The sequence below is a fragment of the Sphingomonas sp. jy18 genome (assembly GCF_056931895.1).
In genome coordinates this window covers 190,552-208,971 of the sequence record NZ_JBXPBT010000004.1, presented here as the reverse complement: position 1 = coordinate 208,971, position 18,420 = coordinate 190,552, and the positions used below count along the sequence as shown (strand labels likewise).

At 66.9% G+C, this 18,420-nt stretch carries 17 protein-coding genes; 4 read left to right on the top strand and 13 right to left on the bottom strand.

What is annotated here, in order from left to right; all coding sequences use genetic code 11:
• Nucleotides 1–131 precede the first annotated feature (131 nt).
• Complete coding sequence (locus tag AC0QC4_RS11810; protein WP_483660295.1) at nucleotides 132–1,310, bottom strand: acyl-CoA dehydrogenase family protein; 1,179 nt, start codon at nucleotides 1,308–1,310, stop codon at nucleotides 132–134.
• Between the two features lie 82 nt (nucleotides 1,311–1,392).
• On the opposite strand from AC0QC4_RS11810, the gene AC0QC4_RS11805 reads away from it, so the two are divergent.
• Nucleotides 1,393–2,184 carry an enoyl-CoA hydratase/isomerase family protein gene (locus AC0QC4_RS11805; RefSeq protein ID WP_483660098.1) on the top strand — a complete coding sequence of 264 codons (792 nt, stop codon included), beginning with the start codon at nucleotides 1,393–1,395 and terminating at the stop codon, nucleotides 2,182–2,184.
• A gap of 101 nt (nucleotides 2,185–2,285) precedes the next feature.
• Nucleotides 2,286–3,062: an enoyl-CoA hydratase gene (locus tag AC0QC4_RS11800; RefSeq protein WP_483660097.1), complete on the top strand. Its 777-nt coding sequence runs from the start codon at nucleotides 2,286–2,288 to the stop codon at nucleotides 3,060–3,062.
• 61 nt (nucleotides 3,063–3,123) lie between these two features.
• On the opposite strand, the gene AC0QC4_RS11795 is transcribed toward AC0QC4_RS11800, so the two are convergent.
• Nucleotides 3,124–4,005 (bottom strand): alpha/beta fold hydrolase, encoded by an 882-nt coding sequence (locus tag AC0QC4_RS11795; protein ID WP_483660096.1) that lies wholly within the window; start codon nucleotides 4,003–4,005, stop codon nucleotides 3,124–3,126.
• Between the two features lie 172 nt (nucleotides 4,006–4,177).
• On the opposite strand from AC0QC4_RS11795, the gene AC0QC4_RS11790 reads away from it, so the two are divergent.
• Both AC0QC4_RS11790 and AC0QC4_RS11785 read left to right on the top strand, forming a co-directional pair.
• Nucleotides 4,178–4,627 (top strand): hypothetical protein, encoded by a 450-nt coding sequence (locus tag AC0QC4_RS11790; RefSeq protein ID WP_483660095.1) that lies wholly within the window; start codon nucleotides 4,178–4,180, stop codon nucleotides 4,625–4,627.
• 89 nt (nucleotides 4,628–4,716) lie between these two features.
• Nucleotides 4,717–5,196: a hypothetical protein gene (locus tag AC0QC4_RS11785; RefSeq protein ID WP_483660094.1), complete on the top strand. Its 480-nt coding sequence runs from the start codon at nucleotides 4,717–4,719 to the stop codon at nucleotides 5,194–5,196.
• Between the two features lie 42 nt (nucleotides 5,197–5,238).
• Here AC0QC4_RS11785 and AC0QC4_RS11780 read toward each other — a convergent pair whose 3' ends face one another.
• The 11 genes from AC0QC4_RS11780 to zwf form a co-directional block, all read right to left on the bottom strand.
• The gene (locus tag AC0QC4_RS11780; RefSeq protein ID WP_483660093.1) at nucleotides 5,239–6,609 is read right to left on the bottom strand and encodes an alkaline phosphatase PhoX; all 1,371 of its coding nucleotides are present in this window, start codon (nucleotides 6,607–6,609) and stop codon (nucleotides 5,239–5,241) included.
• 9 nt (nucleotides 6,610–6,618) lie between these two features.
• Nucleotides 6,619–7,854 carry a HupE/UreJ family protein gene (locus tag AC0QC4_RS11775; RefSeq protein ID WP_483660092.1) on the bottom strand — a complete coding sequence of 412 codons (1,236 nt, stop codon included), beginning with the start codon at nucleotides 7,852–7,854 and terminating at the stop codon, nucleotides 6,619–6,621.
• Complete coding sequence (locus AC0QC4_RS11770; RefSeq protein WP_483660091.1) at nucleotides 7,854–9,236, bottom strand: hypothetical protein; 1,383 nt, start codon at nucleotides 9,234–9,236, stop codon at nucleotides 7,854–7,856. The genes AC0QC4_RS11775 and AC0QC4_RS11770 overlap by 1 nt, the downstream gene beginning before the upstream one ends.
• Nucleotides 9,237–9,257: 21 nt before the next feature.
• Nucleotides 9,258–10,016 (bottom strand): DUF4331 family protein, encoded by a 759-nt coding sequence (locus AC0QC4_RS11765; protein ID WP_483660090.1) that lies wholly within the window; start codon nucleotides 10,014–10,016, stop codon nucleotides 9,258–9,260.
• Nucleotides 10,013–10,693 (bottom strand): DUF4331 family protein, encoded by a 681-nt coding sequence (locus tag AC0QC4_RS11760; RefSeq protein ID WP_483660089.1) that lies wholly within the window; start codon nucleotides 10,691–10,693, stop codon nucleotides 10,013–10,015. The genes AC0QC4_RS11765 and AC0QC4_RS11760 overlap by 4 nt, the downstream gene beginning before the upstream one ends.
• A gap of 22 nt (nucleotides 10,694–10,715) precedes the next feature.
• Nucleotides 10,716–11,432 carry a DUF4331 family protein gene (locus AC0QC4_RS11755; RefSeq protein WP_483660088.1) on the bottom strand — a complete coding sequence of 239 codons (717 nt, stop codon included), beginning with the start codon at nucleotides 11,430–11,432 and terminating at the stop codon, nucleotides 10,716–10,718.
• Entirely contained in the window at nucleotides 11,432–12,115 is a 684-nt protein-coding gene (locus AC0QC4_RS11750) for a DUF4331 family protein (RefSeq protein ID WP_483660087.1), read from the bottom strand. Before AC0QC4_RS11750 ends, AC0QC4_RS11755 begins: the two co-directional genes overlap by 1 nt.
• Nucleotides 12,116–12,322: 207 nt before the next feature.
• Complete coding sequence (locus AC0QC4_RS11745; RefSeq protein WP_483660086.1) at nucleotides 12,323–15,097, bottom strand: phosphoenolpyruvate carboxylase; 2,775 nt, start codon at nucleotides 15,095–15,097, stop codon at nucleotides 12,323–12,325.
• Nucleotides 15,098–15,200: 103 nt separating this feature from the next.
• Nucleotides 15,201–15,815 (bottom strand): bifunctional 4-hydroxy-2-oxoglutarate aldolase/2-dehydro-3-deoxy-phosphogluconate aldolase, encoded by a 615-nt coding sequence (gene eda / locus AC0QC4_RS11740; RefSeq protein WP_483660085.1) that lies wholly within the window; start codon nucleotides 15,813–15,815, stop codon nucleotides 15,201–15,203.
• A complete protein-coding gene (gene glk, locus AC0QC4_RS11735) occupies nucleotides 15,812–16,780 on the bottom strand; it encodes a glucokinase (protein WP_483660084.1) in 969 nt (322 codons plus the stop codon). Before glk ends, eda begins: the two co-directional genes overlap by 4 nt.
• A gap of 150 nt (nucleotides 16,781–16,930) precedes the next feature.
• Entirely contained in the window at nucleotides 16,931–18,376 is a 1,446-nt protein-coding gene (gene zwf / locus AC0QC4_RS11730) for a glucose-6-phosphate dehydrogenase (protein WP_483660083.1), read from the bottom strand.
• Nucleotides 18,377–18,420: the final 44 nt, after the last annotated feature.

Here is an 18,420-nt window from a genome sequence, read left to right as displayed (position 1 = left end):
CGGCACGGGGAGGGGGACCATCCACAGGATGGTGGAGGGGCATGGCAGGCGTTCGGCGACGCCGCGTAACAACCGCGTGCCCCTCCACCACTTCGTGGTCCCCCTCCCCGTGCCGGGGAGGACCGCATTGCTCACCACACCGCCCCTTCGCTCTGGAACTCGCGCAGCATGTGCTTGGCGATCTGCAACTGCATGATCTGGGTGGTGCCTTCGTAGATGCGCAGGATACGCGCGTCGCGGAAGAAGCGTTCGGCCTCATATTCGGCGAGGTAACCTGCTCCGCCGTAGATCTGCACGCAGCGGTCGGCAACGCGGCCGCAGGTTTCGGTTGCGAACATCTTGGCGGCCGCCGCCTTGCGCACGATCTGCTCGCCGCGATCGGCACGCGCGCAGGCATCGGCGATCATGCATTCGGCGGCGTAAAGCTCGGCATCGCTGTCCGCCAGCATCGCCTGGATCAGCTGGAAATTGGCAATCGGTTCACCGAACGCCTTGCGCTCGGTGGCGTAACGCACCGCCGTATCGAGGATGCGTCGACCCATGCCAACGCCCATCCCCGCCACCGACAGGCGACCGTTGTCGAGGCTCTGCATCGCGATCTGGAAGCCCTTGCCCTCCTCCCCGCCGACCAGCGCGTCGCCGGGCAGATAGACATCCTCCATGATGACGTCGGCGATATGCGCGCCCGCCTGGCCCATCTTCTTGTCCGGGCTGCCGATGCTGATGCCCGCTGAGTCCATGTCGACGATGAAGGCGGAGACATGGGCATTCTTGGGCAGCGCCTCCTTGGAGGTGCGCGCCATGATCAGGCCGATCTTCGCATGGGGTGAGTTGGTGATATAGCGCTTGGTGCCGGTGACGCGGTAGCCGTTGCCGTCACGCACCGCCATCGTCGCCATCGCCGCGCTGTCGGAGCCGCTGCCCGGCTCGGTCAGGCCGAAGCAGGCGATCTCACCCGATGCGATGCGTGGCAGCCAATGCGCCTTCTGCTCGGGCGTGCCGAACTTGCGGATGGCGCTGCCGGTCATGCCGACATTGATCGACATGGTCGAACGATAGGCGGGCGCCGCGTAGGAAAGCTGTTTCACCGTCTCGATATACTGGCTGATGTTCATGCCAGCCCCGCCATATTCCTCCGGGATGGTGATGCCGAACAGGCCCATCTCGCGCATCTCGTTCAATATGTCGTCGGGGATGCGATCCTGCGCGATGACGTCCGCCTCGGCCGGGATCAGCCGTTCCCGCACATAGCGCTTCAGTTGGTCGATGAAGGCCTCGAAGACGTCGGCGTCCATGCCGGGGTTCTGCATCATCCTGTCTCCCGCTTGCGATTGCTTTTGGCTGATAGTGGCCATAGCCTTCCGTTTACGCAAAGGGAAAGTGGAGGTTTCGATGAGCGTGCTGGAGATAGAGACACGCGGCGAAGTGGAAATCGCCACGCTCAACCGCCCCGATGCCCTCAATGCTCTGGACCCGGAGCTGACCGACGCGCTGAACGCGTATTTCGGCGGTCTGGCCGAACGCCCGGAGGTACGGGTGGTGCTGTTGCGCGGCGCCGGACGCGGCTTTTGCGCCGGGCTCGACATCAAGGCCGCGCGGGGTGAGAGCGACGACACGCCGGTGCTGCGCACGCTCAAGACGCAGACCGCGATCGGCAACATCTACCGCAAGATGCGCGCCTGCCCGCAGCCGATCATCGCGCTTGCCCATGGCGCAGCCTGCGGCGGCGGTCTCTCGTTGCTGCTCGCCAGCGACGTGCGCATCGGCGCGCCATCGCTCAGGATGAACGCCGCCTACATCAAGATCGGGCTGGGCGGATGCGACATGGCGTCGAGCTATTTCCTGCCGCGGCTGGTGGGCGCGAGCCTCGCGGCAGAGATGATCCTGACCGGACGCTTCATCGGTGCTGACCGCGCGCTGTCGAGCGGGCTCGTCAGCCAATTGGTGGCCGAGGAGGAATTGCTGGATGCCGGGATGGCGCTTGCCGGCGAGATGCTGCTGACCGCGCCATGGGGATTGCGCCTGTCCAAACAGGCGCTCGGCCTTGCCATCGACGCACCCAGTCTGGAGGCGGCGATGGCCATCGAGGACCGGCAGCAGGTGATCCTGTCGGCCACCGAGGATCATCGCGAGGCGATGACGGCGTTCGTCGAGAAGCGGGTGCCGGAGTACAAGGGTCGCTAAGCGTCCCGAGCTTGTCGAACGACTGTCCTGCCCCTGCGACAGTGCCAAAACGGGCAGCCCTTCGACAAGCTCGGGGTAGCCGGAGTTCAGGAGTCCAGACCATGACCCTCGTAAACACCACCCGCGACGGACCCGTCGCCATTGTCACCCTCAACCGGCCGGAGGCGATGAACGCGCTGTCGACGGCGCTGCGGCACGAGCTTGCCAGCGCCATGCGCGATGTGGAGGCCGACGACAGCATCCGCGCAGTGGTACTGACCGGTGCCGGTGAACGCGCCTTCACCGCCGGGCTCGACCTCAAGGAACTGGGGGCGGACACCGCCAATCTCGGGGCCGCCAATGCGGACAATGCCGATGACAATCCGGTCAAGGCCATCGAACTGTGCAGCAGGCCGGTGATTGGGGCGATCAACGGCGTGGCAATTACCGGCGGTTTCGAGCTGGCGCTCGCCTGCGACGTGCTGATTGCCTCTGCCAACGCGCGCTTCGCCGATACCCATGCCCGGGTCGGCATCATGCCCGGCTGGGGCCTGTCGCAGAAACTCTCCCGCATGATCGGCATTTCCCGGGCCAAGGAACTGTCCTTCACCGGCAATTTCCTCGATGCCGCGACCGCCGAGCGCTGGGGCTTGGTCAATCGCGTGGTCGCGCCCGATGCACTGCTGCCCACCGCCATCGCGCTGGCGCATGACATGGCGAGCATCGATCCGGTGATGCTCAAGACGTACAAGGCGTTGATCGACGAAGGCTATGGGCTGAGCTTCAGCGAGGGCATGGCAACCGAGCAGGCCCGGTCGAGCGCCGCCAATCGCCAGGTCGCCGCAAGCGACGTCGAAGCGCGCCGCAAGGCAGTGATGGAGCGCGGACGGGGGCAGTAAGGCGTCCTCCCCGGAACGGGGAGGGGGACCATCCGAAGGATGGTGGAGGGGCACGCGGTTGTTACAGAAACGACCGCAACACGCCCATGAACCGGTCATATTGGTCGTGGTGCAACCAGTGGCCGGCATTTTCGAACTCGATGACCCGGGCGGTCTTGAAATGCCGCATGCGGCCGTCCTTTTCCGGGTTGGTCGCCCAACTGTCGGCGCCATACAGCAGCAGCGTCGGGCAGGTGATGGCTTCCCACAAGGACGCGAGCTGCTCTGCCGAAATGTCGAAGATCGGCCAGACGTTGAGATAATTGTCGAATTTCCAGCTCCAGCTGCCATCCTCGTTGCGGCTGATGCCGTGCAGCGTCAGGTGACGGGCCTGGTCTTCGGTAAGGTAGCTGTTCTCCTCGATCATCCGGGCATAGGCCGCCTCGATCGTCGGGTAGCGCTTGATCTGGCGGCCAGCGGCCTTGCGCCGGTCCTCGATCCACTGGCGGAAGCGCACGGCAACCCCGGCCGCCTCCCGCTCGGCGCGGCGCTCGGGCGACGGGCCAAGCCCTTCGATGCACACCAGCTTGCGAACATTTTCGGGGTAGAGGCCGGTGTAGCGGGTCGCCACATTGCCGCCCAGCGAATGGGCGACGATGGTCACCGGGCCGGCGTCGAGCGTGTGCACCAGCTGCGCGAAATCATAGACCAGCGCTTCCATGTCGTAATTGCCGTCGGGGGCCCATTGGCTGTCGCCATGGCCGCGCATGTCCGGGCAGATGACGTGCCAGTCCTGGCGCAATTCCTGCGCCACCCAGTCCCAGCTCCGGCAATGGTCGCGCCCGCCGTGCTGCAGGATCAGCAGGGGCGCGTCTTCATTGCCCCAGTCGGCGTAATGCAGGCGCAGGCGCTGCGAGATATAGCTGCGGGAAGATGGGCCGGTGGGGCAGGAAAGGCTGGTCATGCCCTTACCCTTACGCCGACAGCGATGGCGGGCAAGGCCCAAACGCAAGCCGGTGCGGGCTCGCCCGGCCAGTGCGGATCGTTGCGTTCAGACAAGGTAAATTGTTCCGCGCGGAAACGGCGCTCGTTCCGGTGTCGGACCGGAACGATCACCACCTATCGGGGGAAATTGAATGAACAAGGTGATTGCGGCCTCGGCTCTGGCCGCCCTGCTGGTCGGCCCGGCCGTTGCCCAGAATGCCGGCCTCGCGCCGAATTATGGCACGCTCTCGCTGAACGCCGGGTTCACGCCGGACCCCCGCAGCGTCACTGTTTCGGCCGGCGGCAGCATCGATGGCAGCGCCCTGCCTGGCGCCTGCGTCGGCATGATCAGCGACGCGCCCGATGTTCGCGTCAACTACACTGCGGGCGGCCTGCCGCTGGCCTTCCGCACGCGCTCTGCCGGGGATACCACGCTGATCATCAACGGTCCTGACGGCAGCTGGTATTGCGATGACGACAGCGGCGGCGGCACCAACGCCCAGGTGCTGTTCCGCAACCCGTCGAGCGGCCAGTATGATGTCTGGGTGGGGCACCTCAGCGGCAGCACGTCGGCGACGCTGCAGGTCACCGAAACACCCTGACCATTGCCGCCGGCACGTGCGTGCCATAGCATCGGGCAGGGGCGGCGGCGGTGCAGTCGCAGCGCCGCCGCCTTCGACAGGAGGGACCCATGATCAACAGGATAGTCATCGCCGCGCTGGCCACGCTCGCCGTGCCCGCCTTGGCACAGAATACCAGCCAGCCCGCCAATTTCGGCGAGGTGACGCTGGAAGCAGGCTTCGTGCCCGATCCGCATCAGGTGCGCATCACCGCGGGCGGCACGATCGATGCCAGCACCATCAGCGGCGCCAATTGCGTCGGCAAGATCAGCAACGCGCCCGATTACAAGGTGCATTACACTGGCGGCGGCTTTCCGCTGGTGTTCCGCAGCTATGGCGCGTCCGACACGACGCTGGTGATCAACGATGCGCAGGGCAACTGGCATTGCGACGATGACAGCGGCACCGGCCTCAATGCGCAAGTCGTTTTCTACGACCCGCCGAGCGGCACCTATGACGTGTGGGTCGGCACATTCGGCGACGAGGTTGCGCCGTCGAAGCTCACTGTCAGCGAGCTGCTCGACGCCGGGATCGAACAGCCCGCCGGCTGACCAATGCCTGCCGCGCCGGGGTTGCTCCGGCGCGGCTGCACCTCATGCAGCCCAGGGGCCGGTAATCGCCAGCGTCTTGGCAGGTGCATAGAGATTGACGAACATCGTGCGGCCGTCGGGGGAGAAGCAGAGTCCTGCCGGCTCGGTATCGACGCGCACGCGGGCAAAGGGATAGACCTCTCCAGCGGGCGTCACGCCGCGCAGATGATTGGTCTTGCCCGCGCCTGAGCGATCCTCGCAGATCATCAGATGACCGTTGGCGGCAATCGTCAGATTGTCGGCATAATCCATGACGTCAGCGGCGGCGGATTCGACGAACAGCTGCAGCCGCCCCGGGGCATCGCGCTCGGCCTGCCGCCCTTCCGCACGCGACGGGCGATAGCGCATCACCTGGCCGAAGCGACCGGGTCCGCCGCTGGTGCAGGTGAAGTAAAGTTCGTCCCTGCCCCACCAGATGCCCTCGCCGCGCGCGAACAGCGCTGCGCCCTGCTGATGCCCGCGCAGGCGCAGGTCATCCTCTCCCGGCGCGTCCACGCCATCGAGATCGATCCAGCGCACCTCGAGCGTATCGCCGCTGCGCCAGGCCACCGCCGTCCAGTTGCGGCTGTCACGGCGGGCGGTGTCGACGAAGGCCAGCGCCTGCAGCTTGCCGCCCTCGGCCAACCGACCGGGCCGGTTGGGCAGGAAGCGATAGAATAATGAATCTTCGCGATCCTCGGTAAGATAGACGATACCGCTGCGCGGATCGACGCAGGCGGCCTCATGGTTGAACCGCCCCAGCGCCTTCAAGGGCACCGGATCGGCAAGGCCGCTGTGCATGGCGGGGACTTCGAACACCCAGCCATGATCCTTGCCGGCACTCGCGCCCGGCAGGGTCACATCCTCCTCGCACGACAGCCAGCTTCCCCACGGGGTGATGCCGCCCGCGCAGTTGCGGATGGTGCCGGTCAGGCTGACATGCTGCGTCTCAACCCGGCCGCTGCGCTGGTTGTAGACCAGCGTCGTCGTCCCGCCCGGCAACACGGCACCATTGTCTCCGCGCCGGTCATACGCCGTTATGTCAGTAGGGCCGGCCCCGCCGAATGGTCCGCGATCCTGATGGCCCGTGCCCAGCTCATGGTTGCGGACCAGCGCCATGCGATCGGCATCGATGCGGAAACAGCCCATGCCGTCGGCGCGATCGGGCACGCGATGCCCGTCCGCCATCATCTCGCCCATCGCGGAAATCACGCGGTAGGAAAAGCCTCGCGGCAGATCGAGCAGTGCAGCCGGATCCTCGACCAGCGGGCCGTAAAACGTGGCGGCATCCGCGCCACCGGCCGCCAGCGCGGAACGGGTAGAACAGGCAGCGGCCAAGCCGCCGAAGGCAAGCGCGGCAAGGCTGCGGTGGAACTGGCGGCGATCGACGGTCATCGGCGCGGATTATGCCGCCGATGTTGCGCTTTGACGACTCCGTTGCACCGCATGCGCCACCCCCGCAACCAGCAGCAGGCCGCCGAACAGCCAGTGCGCATGCGCGGCAACCGCATCGATGCTGCCGGCCAGCGGATTGTCCACTCCGCCGACGCGCTCGACGATCCAGGCAGCCGCCGCGACCGCGGCGAACAGCGCGCCGATTACCCGCACCACCGGATAAAGCGCGGTGCGGGCCAGCAGCAGCAGCGGGATCATGGCCAGCAGGGCCACGCCGAGCTGAATCGCCTCGATGCCCAGATTGAAGCCGAGGATGGCGATCAGCCGGCCACTCCCGGCCAGCCCGGCATCGCCGACCAGCGTTGCGAAGGCAAGGCCGTGGACCAGCCCGAAGCCCGCCGCCACCCAGCCCTCGCGCCCGGGAAAGATCGGGCGGATCGCATGGATGGCTGCGACCAGGATCGACACCGCGATCAGCGTTTCGACCGGCTGCGGCGGCAACTGCCATTCGAACAATGCCGACAGCAGCAAGGTCAGCGAATGGCCGATGGTAAAGGCGGTGATCGTCGCGGCCAGCTTGACCAGCGTGCCGCGCACCGTGCGCGGCGTCGCCCAGCGGTGCGCTGCGGCGATGAACGGTGCCGGCAGCAGCAGCGCCAGCAGGAACAGCAAATGGTCGGTGCCTTCGGCGATATGCTTCATGCCCAGCCGGAAGGCCGCTGAAAAGCCGCCCCACGCTGTCGGCGCGCCGCGATCGATGGCGATTGTCTGCCGGTCCCCGCGCACCGCGCCAATCAGCTTGCGGTCCGATCGCAAGACCCCGCCATCATGATCCGCGCCGATCAGCAGCAGGGCGAAATGGTCCCGGTTCTGCGCCACCACCGCCGACCAGCGCAGCGTGAAGCGGCGCGGGTCGGCGCCCGCTGGCGGGGTCATGCGGACGATGGCATGCAGATCCGGCGGGCCGGCGCGCTGGACGAATTCGGCGCGCTCCACCACGACTGTCCACGGACGCCCGTCGACGGCACGCGCGCCCACCTGCCCCGCCAGCCAGCGCGCCGCGCGCAGTGTATCCCGATCATTGGCGACACCGGCGGCCGCGACATAATCGCCCTCGGGGATGATGACGTCGAGCCGCACCCCCTGATCATCGAAATCGACCACCACTTCGCTGTTGGGGGTGAGGTGCGCCGCGACCGGGGTGGCGGCCAGCAATGCCAGCAGCAGGATCAGCAGCCGGCGCATCAGTGCAGGCCGAACCGGATCAATGCCATGGCGGGATCGAAGGCACGCGGATTGCGGGCGAGCGCGGCGGCGCGCGCGGCTTCGCCGGCCTCGGCATCGCCGTCGAGCGCAGCCAGCTCGAAGGCCAGCCGGTCGCTTTCCACCGTCCGCCAGCCGCTTGCCGTAAGGCGGGCGAGCGTGCGGCGCGCCGCAGCGACATCGCCATTGGCCGACTGCGCCGTCGCCAGCAGCAGCGCGGCATCGCCATAGGGACGGTTGGCAAAATTGGCGCGGGCGTGCCGCAGCGCGGTGGCGCTGTCTCCCGCCTGCAGGGCATGTTCGGCGGCATGGGCATAGGCCGCTTCGGGATAGCGAGCGAGCCAGACCCGCCAGCCGGCGGCCGCGCGCTCGGTCGATTGCGCTGCCGCTGCGCTCTCCCCCGCCGCCCGCTGCCATGCCGCGAGCGCATCCCACAGTTGCGGCAGATCGTGCCGCTCGGCGAGACGGCGCATACCGGCAATCGCGCCGGACAGATCGCCCTCCAGCGCGTGCATCTGCAACCGCAGCGAGACGATGCGCCAATCGCCGGGCAAGGTCCGGTCGGCGCGCGCATACCAGCGGGCCGCATCGTCCCAGTGCCCGCGTGCCAGCTCGACATTGCCGATCCGCGCCGCCGCCAGCGCGAGCAGCGGACGGGTCGGCTGATCGGTGGCATGGGTCGCGGCGATGATCGCGGCGATCGCGGCATCCGCATCCCCGGTGCGTTCGACGATCAGCGCCCGCCGCAGCCCGAGCGAGGGGTCATTGCCCAGCGCCTGCGCCTCGGCATAGAGCCGGTCGGCCTGCCGCCAGTTGCCGCCATACAGGGCGACATCGCCGCGCAGCATGCGTGCTTCGGCCTGCGCCGGGGCGAGCGCGAACTGCCGGTCGGCACGCGCCGATTCAAGCAGCGGTTCGATATCGCGCTGGCGGTGCAGGGTCAGCGCCAGCCGCGCGGCCAGCAGCCACGGCCGTGTCGCTGGCTCGGCGCGCTGCATCGACAAGGCCAGGCTGCGCTCGGCTGCTGCGATATCCTGCCAGCGCCCCGTGAACTGCGCCCGGTCGAGCCAGGCCCCGGCCTCGGCCGACGGACTCAGCCAGTCGGTCGGCTCCTGCGCCGCGCGCATCCGGTGTGTCTCCATGGCCAGGTCGATGGCGGCAACATGCGCGTCCCAGCTGGCATAAGGGGTAGGGAACAGCGCCGGCAGATCGCGCTGCGCGTCCGGCCACAGCAGGCCCTGCTGCCACGCGGTCATGCCGCCGAGCAGCAGCGCGGGCGCGACCACATAGAGCGGCCAGCGCCACCAGCGCGACGGCAGGCGCAAAGCCGGCACCGAAGGGTCAGCAGCGCTGGCCGCGATCATGGATGCGCCAATCGCCTGCGGTCAGGCTCTCGGCACAGCGCAGGGCACTAGCCCGCGTGCCCGGATATCGTCCTGCAAAGGTTGGGCAAAGACGCGCAGTCCCTCGAGCAGATCGAAGGTGAAGACATTGGCGGTATCGGCCTGGGCATTGGCATCGTTATAAGCATTCTTGCGCGGGCCCAGAATCAGTGCGGTTGCCACCGCCGGCATGCCCGCTCGGTCGACCTGCACATATTGCGAGATCGGCGACAGGTCGAAGCGGAAGTTTGTGCCGGTACCAGGATCCAGCGTCGGGTTGCCGTGCGGCAAAGCGGCGAATGGGAAATTCGCGCGAGGCGGCCGCTCGCTCGCCGCTGGATTGAGCGGGATAGCTGCAAAGCTGGCAGCATTCTGGCCGGGAGCATCGATATCGAGCAACGCGATACCCAATGTTATGTCGATCACCGGGTCGCTCAGCAGTCGCCCATTGGGGAAACCGATCGTCCGGTCAGGCCAGATGGTCACGGTATCGGGAACAATCAGGTCGATGACCCGTGTCCCGGGTGGCGTGCGGTTGAGATTGTCCGGCAGCACTTGCTGCACGCAGGGCAGCACATCGATGTTCGCTGTGGTCGGCGTCGGTGTGGGGGTGGGTGTCGGGGTAGGGGTGGGAGTCCCGCCGCCGCCGGTCGGGGGGCCGGGTGTGCCGTTGCCGCCGCTCGAGCAGGCCGAAACCGCAAGCAGGGTCGCAGTGGCAAGCAACGCAATGCGCGATGCACGGATACGCACAGGTTTCGTCACAGCTGGCCTCCCTTGCGGTGCGTGTCGACCCAGACATCTATGCGCGAATCGAACCGCCCGTCGCCGTTGGTGTCGCGCGTCACGCGATTGAGCGGTATCTGGATTCCGATCATCGTGTCATTCTGGTTGGTGAAGAAGTCGCGTGTATTGAGGATCGACAATGTGCCGGTGCTGTTGGTCGCACGGAACCCTAGGGTGTCGAAGAAGAAGGGATCGTCCACCACGCCTGCGAATACCCTGAGGCCGTCTTGCTCAAGAATTCGCTCGACGGGGCCGATAATCGGTGCGGTCTGCCCTGGAGCACCGACCAGACGGATACCGTTGCCGCCATCGCCCGGCCCGAAACGCGCTTCGATTAGGAACTCATCGTCATCTGGCCGACCGGCAGTCGACAGGTGAAACTGATAAATCACCGCTGGATCGTAGAACCCTCCGCGCTCGCCCGGCACCGGTCCTGCAAAAGTGTAGACCAGGTTGAGATAGGTCGAATCCGGCCAGGCATAGATGTCGGCAATATCGCCGGGCAAATCGATGGTGGGATCGAAGCGGATGTCGGTCCGGCTGGGTGGATCGAGGTGGTCCGCAGCAACGCTGCGGTCCTGCACCAGCACAGCGCTTGCCCCCGCTGCTGCTAGCCCTGCGGCAGCGATGACCAACATGTCAGTTAAGCGGGCCATTGTCGTTCCTCCTCGGATGTCATCATCGCCGCACGGCGCAGGATACCAGCCCGCGGGCCTGCAGATCGTCCTGCAACGGCTCGGCAAACCGGCGCAGGCCCTCGATCAGGTCGAAGCTGAACTGGCTGGCACTGTCAGCCAGCACGTTGGCATCATTGTAGGCATCCTTGCGCGGGCTCAGCACCAGCGCCGTGGCGACAGCCGGCATGCCCATGCGATCGACTTGGACATAGGCCGACAGCGGCGCATCGTCGAAGACGAAACCTGTGCCGGTGCCGGGGTCCAAGGTCGGGTTGCCGTTCGGCAGCGGCGCGAAGGGGAAATCGGCGATCGGCGGCTTTGTTGCACGCGGCGCATTGAGCGGAATCGCAGCAATGCTGGCGACATTCTGCCCGGGTCGATTGATATCAATCAGGATCGCTGCAAGGGTTATGTCCACGACCGGGTCGGTGAGCAGCCGACCATTCGGAAAACCCATCGTCCGGTCGGGATAAATGGTCAGCGTGTCAGGAATAACCAGATCAAGCACACGCGTACCCGGCGGAACGCGATCGATCCCATTGAGCGTCTGGTTGAGGCAGGGCAGCACATCCAGTGACGAAGCGGTCGGCGTCGGCGTCGGCGCCGGCGAGACCGGCGGCGCGCTCGGCGTACGCGTGCCGCCGCCCCCGCAAGCCGCCAGCGTCGCCATTGCCGCAATCAGCGCGAGACGGGGAAGCGCTTCAAGTGCGTTGCGCATTACAGCTGTCCTCCCTTGCGATAGGTGTCGACCCAGACATCGATCCGATTGTCGGCGCGCCCATCTCCATTGCTGTCGGTGCCGACCAGCGCGATCGGGATTTGCACCGCGATGCTCGTGTCGTTCTGATTGAAGAAGAAATCGCGATCGTTGCGTATCGATAGCGTGCCGGTGGAATTTGTTTCGCGGAAACCCAGCACATCGAAAAAGAAGGGGTCCGACCGCACGCCGGAGTAAATGTTGATGCCGTTGGCTGTTGAAAGAATGCGCTCGACCGGCCCGACCACCGGCGCTGCTACGCCGGGCAAGCCCTGCACCCGGATACCGTTGCCACCGGTGCCACGACCGAACTGCGCCACAATCAGAAACTCGTCCTCGTCCGGACGTCCCGCGTTGGAAATATGGAAGCGGTAACGGACGTTGGGATCGTAGAAGCCGCCACGCTCGCCAGGAACAGGCCCTGCAAATGTGTAGAGAAGATTGAGGTGGGTGGCAGTCGTCCAAGCGTAGATGTCGGCAATGTCGGCCGGTAGGTCGATGGTCGGATCGAACCGGATATCGGTGCGATTGGGCGGATCGAGATGGTCCGCTGCCGTTGCACTGTCCCGCACCAGCAGAGCGCTTGCACCCGCCGATGCGACGCCGAACGCGCCAATCAACATCGCAGACAGGAAACGGCTCATCACGTTTGCTCCAGCATATGGTGCCAGAGCCGGCTTCACCCCATGTCGACCGCGGTCACGACCCGTTATTTTCTGCCCCGCCGGGCACATACGTGAAAACGGCACTGCAGAGACGCGAGCTGTTGCTTCGCCTCCCCCTCGATTCGCAACCTATATCAAGCTTGGCGGCAAGGGAATGACCTAAGTCACACTCCTGTCGCGTGGGTATCAGCCATGGGCGCCGAACTGGTTGGCAATCGCGGTGCCGATGCGCAGGATGAGCTGATGGGCGCGGGCGATGGGGTCGATATAGGCCGCCTGGATGCCGGCATAGGCCTGGGCCTCCCCATCCGGATAGTCGCTGGGTTCGGCGACGTCGAAATCGGCGATGGCCGGGCTGGCGACCGGATAGGCCCGGCGCAACTGCGCCACGGCCTCGTCGATGCGCAGCGACAAGATCATCGCCAGCACATCGTCGCGGCTGATGTCGTTGGAGCGGCTGAAGGCGGGGATCTGCACCGCGCGCAGGAACATGTGCTGCATCAGCGCCAGCCGCAGCGCGTGGAGCACGCCCAGAGTCCGGCGGCGTTCCTCCCGCTCGGGGTCGGCCATGTCATTGTCGAGCCGGGCGAGCAGACGGTGCAGTTTCAACCCGTCGATGCGCAAACGGCTGGCGAGACGGCGATAGGCCCCGGTGCGGTCGTCGCCCACCAGATGCTCGGCCAGCGCAAGACAGGCGTCGGCAATCGCGCCCTCGTCGCCACGATAGGGGCGGCTGGCCCAATAGGCCGAATTGAACAGCTCGCCATAGGCCGCGACCGATTTGATGCTGGCAAGATTGTTGGAGGCGCGGACGAGGCGCATGAGCTGGCGGGCGCGGGGGCTGGAGGCGATCAGCTCGGCCACCGCTTCCGGCTCCTCGCTCGCCGCCGTGCCGGTGCCGGCGATGATGTTGACCGGATAACCGAGCTGCTGGAGCACGGCATTGTGCGGGATGGCGCGGATCTGGCGCAGGCTCATCTCGCGGTCGGCGGCAAGATCGGACTGGCGGCGCGATTTGCGGCTGCCGGTTTCGTTGAGCAGGCCGAGGCCGAAGGCGGTAATGGCGCGCGCGTAACTGCGCGAGGCGAGGAAATCGCGCTGCATGCGGCGGATGCCGCGATAGAAATCGAGGCTGAGGTCGGTGCGGCTGTAAAAGGGGTCGGCTTCCTGCGGCAGCGGCGCGCATTCGACCTCGGCGATGCGGGCGAGGGTCGCCAGCGCCAGCGCATCGGTGCGGAAGGGCAGGAAGCCGTCGCCGCCCTGGAAGCTGATCTCGGGCTCGAGGGCTATCCCGGCGTCTGCAAACCGCTGCCTCGCCCACACGCTCATCGGATAGGTCAGCCGGTCGGTCATGCTCGCCGGGTGCGCACCACGGCCCATCGACTCGCCATGGGTGTTGAATACCAGGGCAGCGGCATCGGACAGGCCGTGCGCCGCCATCGCCTCGGCAAGGCGGCCATGCAGCCGTTCGATGGCGAGGGCCGCGGGGATCTGGCCGGTAAAGCGGCCGGCATCGGAAAAGCCGGTCTGGATGGCGACACGGCCGCGGGCGCGCGCATAATCCCGATAGGCAGGCTCGCGCAGCAGCGCGTCGAGGAAGCGGCCGCCATGCTCCATCGCGCTTTCGGTCTCGAACAGCGGCGAGACGTCGACCTTGCCCTCTATGCCGAACAGCCGGGCGAAATAGAGCGCGGCGAGCACGGTCTGCGGCTCCTCGCACTCGGCGATCAGCATGCGGATCGGCGCGTCGCCATCGATATGCGCGAGGATCTGCGCCATCGCGAGGAACTGGCGGATCGCGGTGGTGCTCTCGATCGCGAGCGCGGCAAAGTTGCTGCGCAGCGGCCTGACCGCCGCGAACAGGTCGCGCAGCCGGTTGAGGGCGGTGCCACTGGCCAGATCGAGGCTGTTGTCCGGGTCGATGCGGCGGCGGATGGCGTTGAGCAATTGCGCGCTGTTCACCCGGAAATGGATCCAGCCCATGCCGAGGCCGTCGGCACGCATTGCCGCGGCAATGGTCAGCAGGCGGATGGCATCGTCCTGCCCCGCTGCCGAAGCCAGCGCTTCGATGGCGGCGACCGGCCCGGCCAGGCTGGTCAGCCGGTCGGGATGCTCGGCGGTAAGGCTGTTGGCGGCGGCAGAGAGCGCGGCGGGATCGTCGGGCGATGTCGCGAACAGCGCGCTATGGTCCGACGCCAGCACGGCCGCCGCGCGCAGGCGGGCGGCGATGTCTCCGGTGCCGTCGAGCGGGTCCAGCGCGGCCGCATAGCTTTCCAGCCGCGCCGCCTTCTCGATCAGCCGGTGGCGGATGCTGGTCCACCAGCCGATGTCGGTGCGCCCATCCATGTCGTAGCCGACCCAGGTCGCAAAGCGGAACGGCATGGGCCTGACGGTCCGCCAACGCGTCGGCCACGTGCGCGCCGCAACCGACAGGATGATGCCGACCAGCTTGTCACGGGCAGCCTGCGCGCGCGCCATCGCGGCCAGCACGTCGCCATGTTCCGACGCGAGCGTGACCGGCGCGCGCACCGCGTTGATCACGCACATCGCCGGGCCGACATCCTCGGCGCTTGCGGCCAGTGCGACCGCGTCGGATTCGGCAGGGGTCAGCAGGAAGGTCGGGTGACCGGTGAAGACGATATGCTGGAGCGGGCGCGCCCAGCGCGCGGCAAAGGCGGCAAGATCGCCATCTTCCGCGCTCTGTTCGACCAGCGCTTCGAAGCGGGCCAGATTGTCCGCCTCGGCCATCGGGGCGAGCAGCGCGTGCAGGCGGCGGGCGCGGCTCTGCAATGCCTCGCACCCCAGCTCCTCGACCAGCGCGGCGACCTGATCGAGGTCGAGCTGGCCGGATTCGATCTCGCGGCTGAGATCGAGTCCGAGCTGGAACACCGGGTTGAACAACGGTGTCTGCGCGGTGAGCTTGTGCAGCTCGTTGAGACGGTCACGCAGGCGCTGGGTCATGATCGGTGCGCGCCTGCGTAAATCGGGGACTGTCCCCGATTAACGTCATGGTGCGTGAGCAACTGCATCATTCGCCCTCCGTTAATCGGGGACTGTCCCCGATTTATGCCAACCCCGCCGCGGCGCTGGCCGCCGCCTCGATTGCCGCCAGGTCAGGCGCGCCCTTGGACACCATCCAGCTCCCGCCGACACACAGGACAGGTTCCAGCGCCAGCCATTCGGGCGCGCTCGCCAGGGTGATGCCGCCAGTGGGGCAGAAGCGCACCTGACCGAACGGCCCCGCCAGCGCCTTGAGCGCCGGTCGGCCGCCGCTGGTTTCGGCAGGGAAGAATTTGAACTCCGCAAGACCCAGATCGAGCCCGCGCATGATGTCGCCCGCATTGGCAACGCCAGGCAGGAACGGGATGCCGCTCGCCACCGCTGCCTTGCCGAGCATATCGGTGAGACCCGGCGAGACGATGAATTCGGACCCCGCCGAAATAGCCGCCGCCAGATCCTGCGGATTGAGCACCGTGCCTGCACCGACGATGGCGCCGGGCACGCGCTTCATCGCGGCAATCGCGTCGAGCGCGCAAGGCGTGCGCAGCGTCACCTCCAGCACCTTGAGCCCGCCCGCCACCAGCGCGCGCGCCACCGGCTCGGCATGCGCGACATCCTCTATCACCAGCACCGGTATGACCGGCGAGGTGCGCATGATCTGCTGGATGGCGCTGGTCATGCGTGACTCCGGGCAAAGGCAGCAGCCGCGCCGAACAGGCCGGGCTGCGGGTGGGTGATCAGCTTGACGGGGAGCGAGGCCATCAGCCCTTCGAACCGGCCCTTGGCACGGAACCGCTCGGCAAAGCCCGATGTCAGCAGCGTGTCCTTGATCCTGAGGCCGAGGCCGCCGGCGATGACCACGCCGCTGCCGCCCTGCGCCAGCGCAATGTCCCCCGCCACCGCGCCAAGCGCGAGGCAGAAGCGGTCGACCGCGGCCGCGGCCAGGCTGTCCTCGCCGGACATGCCAAGCGCCCACAGGCTCTTGTCGTCGATGGCATGCACGGCGCGTCCCTCGAGCGCGGCGAGCGCGGTGTAGATGTCGACGATGCCGGGGCCGGAAACGACCCGCTCGACCGAGACGCGGCGGAACTTCTGGCGCAGCGATTTGAGGATCGCATCCTCTATGGCATCGAGCGGCGCATAATCGATGTGCCCGCCTTCGGTCGGCTGGACATGATAGCCAGTGGCATTGCGCCAGACATGCGCGACGCCAAGGCCGGTGCCGGGGCCGATGATGCTGATCGTGCCCTCGGCCGGCAGCGGCGTGTCCGGGCCGGTCAGGTGGATGAAATGCTCCGCCCCCGCCTGCGCCACGGCGTGGCCGACCGCCTCGAAATCATTGACCAACGCGAACGCATCGACACCGAGCTTTTCCTCGATCAGTGCCGGTCGGATGATCCACGGATTGTTGGTCAGCTTTATCACATCGCCGCGGATCGGGCTGGCGACGGCGATGGCGGCTGCCCGCGGCAGGGAGCCGCCCTGGCGTGCAGCGAAATCCTCCCACGCGGTCTGCAGGCTGGCATGTTCGGCGGTCTTGAGCGTGGTCGCCTCGCCGAGCGATGTCACGCGGCCATTGGCGATGTGCGCAATGGCAAAGCGGGCGTGGGTGCCGCCGATGTCGACCGCGACGATGGGGGTCATAGTGGATGCCCTCCCCGGAAAGGGGAGGGGGACCATCCGAAGGATGGTGGAGGGGCGGGCGCGTCATTACCTGAGGTTGGAGCGCAGCCACCCGCCCCTCCACCAGCTTCGCTGGTCCCCCTCCCCCGTTGGGGGAGGACCTTGACGCCCTCACTCATGCCAGCTCACCCCGTCCCGTTCCGCCAGCGCCACCGCAGCGCTCGGGCCCCAGCTGCCGGCCGTATAGGTCCTGGGCGTCAGTCCGCTCGCTTCCCAGCCGGCGCGGATGGCGTCGATCCAGCGCCATTGCGCCTCCACCTCGTCGCGGCGCACGAACAAGGTCTGGTCGCCCTCGATCAGGTCGAGCAGCAGCCGTTCATAGGCGATACGCTTCTTGGGTCCGGCGAAGGCATCGGGCATCGAGATGTCGAGCGGCACCTCGCGCAGGCGGATCCCGCCGCGGTCGAGTCCCGGCACCTTGGCCATGACGCTCAGACGGATATTCTCACGCGGCTGGATGCCGATGATCAGCCGGTTGGGCTGGCTGGTCGCGCCGGAGGCGGCAAAGATCGAATGCGGCACGCAGCGGAACTGGATGACGATCTCGGTCTTGCGTTCGGGCAGCCTTTTGCCCGTGCGCAGGAAGAAGGGCACGCCCTTCCAGCGCCAGTTATCGATATGCGCCTTGATCGCAACGAAGGTCTCGGTCGCGCTGTCCTTGCCCAGTTCCTCGTCATAGCCGGGCACCGCAGCGCCGCCGATGGCGCCGGCACGATATTGGCCGGTGACGCTGTCACCCACCATGGCCGGGCGCAGGGAGCGCAATACCTTGACCTTCTCGCCGCGAATCGCGGTCGCGTCGAAGCGCGACGGCGGCTCCATCGCCACCAGCGCGAGCAGTTGCAGCATGTGATTCTGCACCATGTCGCGCAGCGCACCGGCGCCATCGTAGAAGCCGACGCGCCCTTCCAGCCCGACCGTCTCGGCGACGGTGATCTGGACATGCTCGATATGCTGGGCATTCCACAGCGGCTCGAACAGGATGTTGGCGAAGCGCAGCGCCAGCAGATTCTGCACCGTCTCCTTGCCGAGATAATGGTCGATGCGGAAGATGCGCTCCTCGGGAAAGGCGGCGGCCACGGCATCGTTGATGGTCTGCGACGAGGCGAGATCGGTACCGAGCGGCTTTTCGAGCCCGATGCGGACATTGTCTCCGGCCAGCCCGGCCGAAGCGAGCCCGGCAATCGTCGCCTCGAACAGCGACGGCGCGGTCGACAGGAAGATGGACAGCCCGCCGCTGACATCCCCCACCTTCTCGGCCAAAGCACCAAAACCCTCGGGCTTGGAGGCGTCGAGCGGCTGGTAGGACAAGCGTTCGAGAAAACTGTCGATGGTGGCAGCATCGACCCGCTCGGCGGGCAGGAATTCGGTCAGCGCTTCGCGGGCAAAGGCACGATAGCTGGCGTCGTCATGCGCCGAGCGGGCGGTGCCGACGATCTTCAGGTCATCGGCGACCAACTGGTCGGCATGCAGCGCGGCGAGGCTGGGCAGCAGCATGCGCCGCGCCAGATCTCCGGTCGCGCCGAACAGAATCAGGCGGTTGGAAACAAATGGCATGTTGTGAGGCACTCCGCTGCGCGGCGATTGTTAGCGCAAAGCTG

Coding starts and splice junctions, on each gene's coding strand:
- AC0QC4_RS11810 (WP_483660295.1), bottom strand. CDS start 1,310: ATGCAGAACCCCGGCATGGACGCCGACGTCTTCGAGGCCTTCATCGAC.
- AC0QC4_RS11805 (WP_483660098.1), top strand. CDS start 1,393: ATGAGCGTGCTGGAGATAGAGACACGCGGCGAAGTGGAAATCGCCACG.
- AC0QC4_RS11800 (WP_483660097.1), top strand. CDS start 2,286: ATGACCCTCGTAAACACCACCCGCGACGGACCCGTCGCCATTGTCACC.
- AC0QC4_RS11795 (WP_483660096.1), bottom strand. CDS start 4,005: ATGACCAGCCTTTCCTGCCCCACCGGCCCATCTTCCCGCAGCTATATC.
- AC0QC4_RS11790 (WP_483660095.1), top strand. CDS start 4,178: ATGAACAAGGTGATTGCGGCCTCGGCTCTGGCCGCCCTGCTGGTCGGC.
- AC0QC4_RS11785 (WP_483660094.1), top strand. CDS start 4,717: ATGATCAACAGGATAGTCATCGCCGCGCTGGCCACGCTCGCCGTGCCC.
- AC0QC4_RS11780 (WP_483660093.1), bottom strand. CDS start 6,609: ATGACCGTCGATCGCCGCCAGTTCCACCGCAGCCTTGCCGCGCTTGCC.
- AC0QC4_RS11775 (WP_483660092.1), bottom strand. CDS start 7,854: ATGCGCCGGCTGCTGATCCTGCTGCTGGCATTGCTGGCCGCCACCCCG.
- AC0QC4_RS11770 (WP_483660091.1), bottom strand. CDS start 9,236: ATGATCGCGGCCAGCGCTGCTGACCCTTCGGTGCCGGCTTTGCGCCTG.
- AC0QC4_RS11760 (WP_483660089.1), bottom strand. CDS start 10,693: ATGGCCCGCTTAACTGACATGTTGGTCATCGCTGCCGCAGGGCTAGCA.
- AC0QC4_RS11755 (WP_483660088.1), bottom strand. CDS start 11,432: ATGCGCAACGCACTTGAAGCGCTTCCCCGTCTCGCGCTGATTGCGGCA.
- AC0QC4_RS11750 (WP_483660087.1), bottom strand. CDS start 12,115: ATGAGCCGTTTCCTGTCTGCGATGTTGATTGGCGCGTTCGGCGTCGCA.
- AC0QC4_RS11745 (WP_483660086.1), bottom strand. CDS start 15,097: ATGACCCAGCGCCTGCGTGACCGTCTCAACGAGCTGCACAAGCTCACC.
- eda (WP_483660085.1), bottom strand. CDS start 15,815: ATGACCAGCGCCATCCAGCAGATCATGCGCACCTCGCCGGTCATACCG.
- glk (WP_483660084.1), bottom strand. CDS start 16,780: ATGACCCCCATCGTCGCGGTCGACATCGGCGGCACCCACGCCCGCTTT.
- zwf (WP_483660083.1), bottom strand. CDS start 18,376: ATGCCATTTGTTTCCAACCGCCTGATTCTGTTCGGCGCGACCGGAGAT.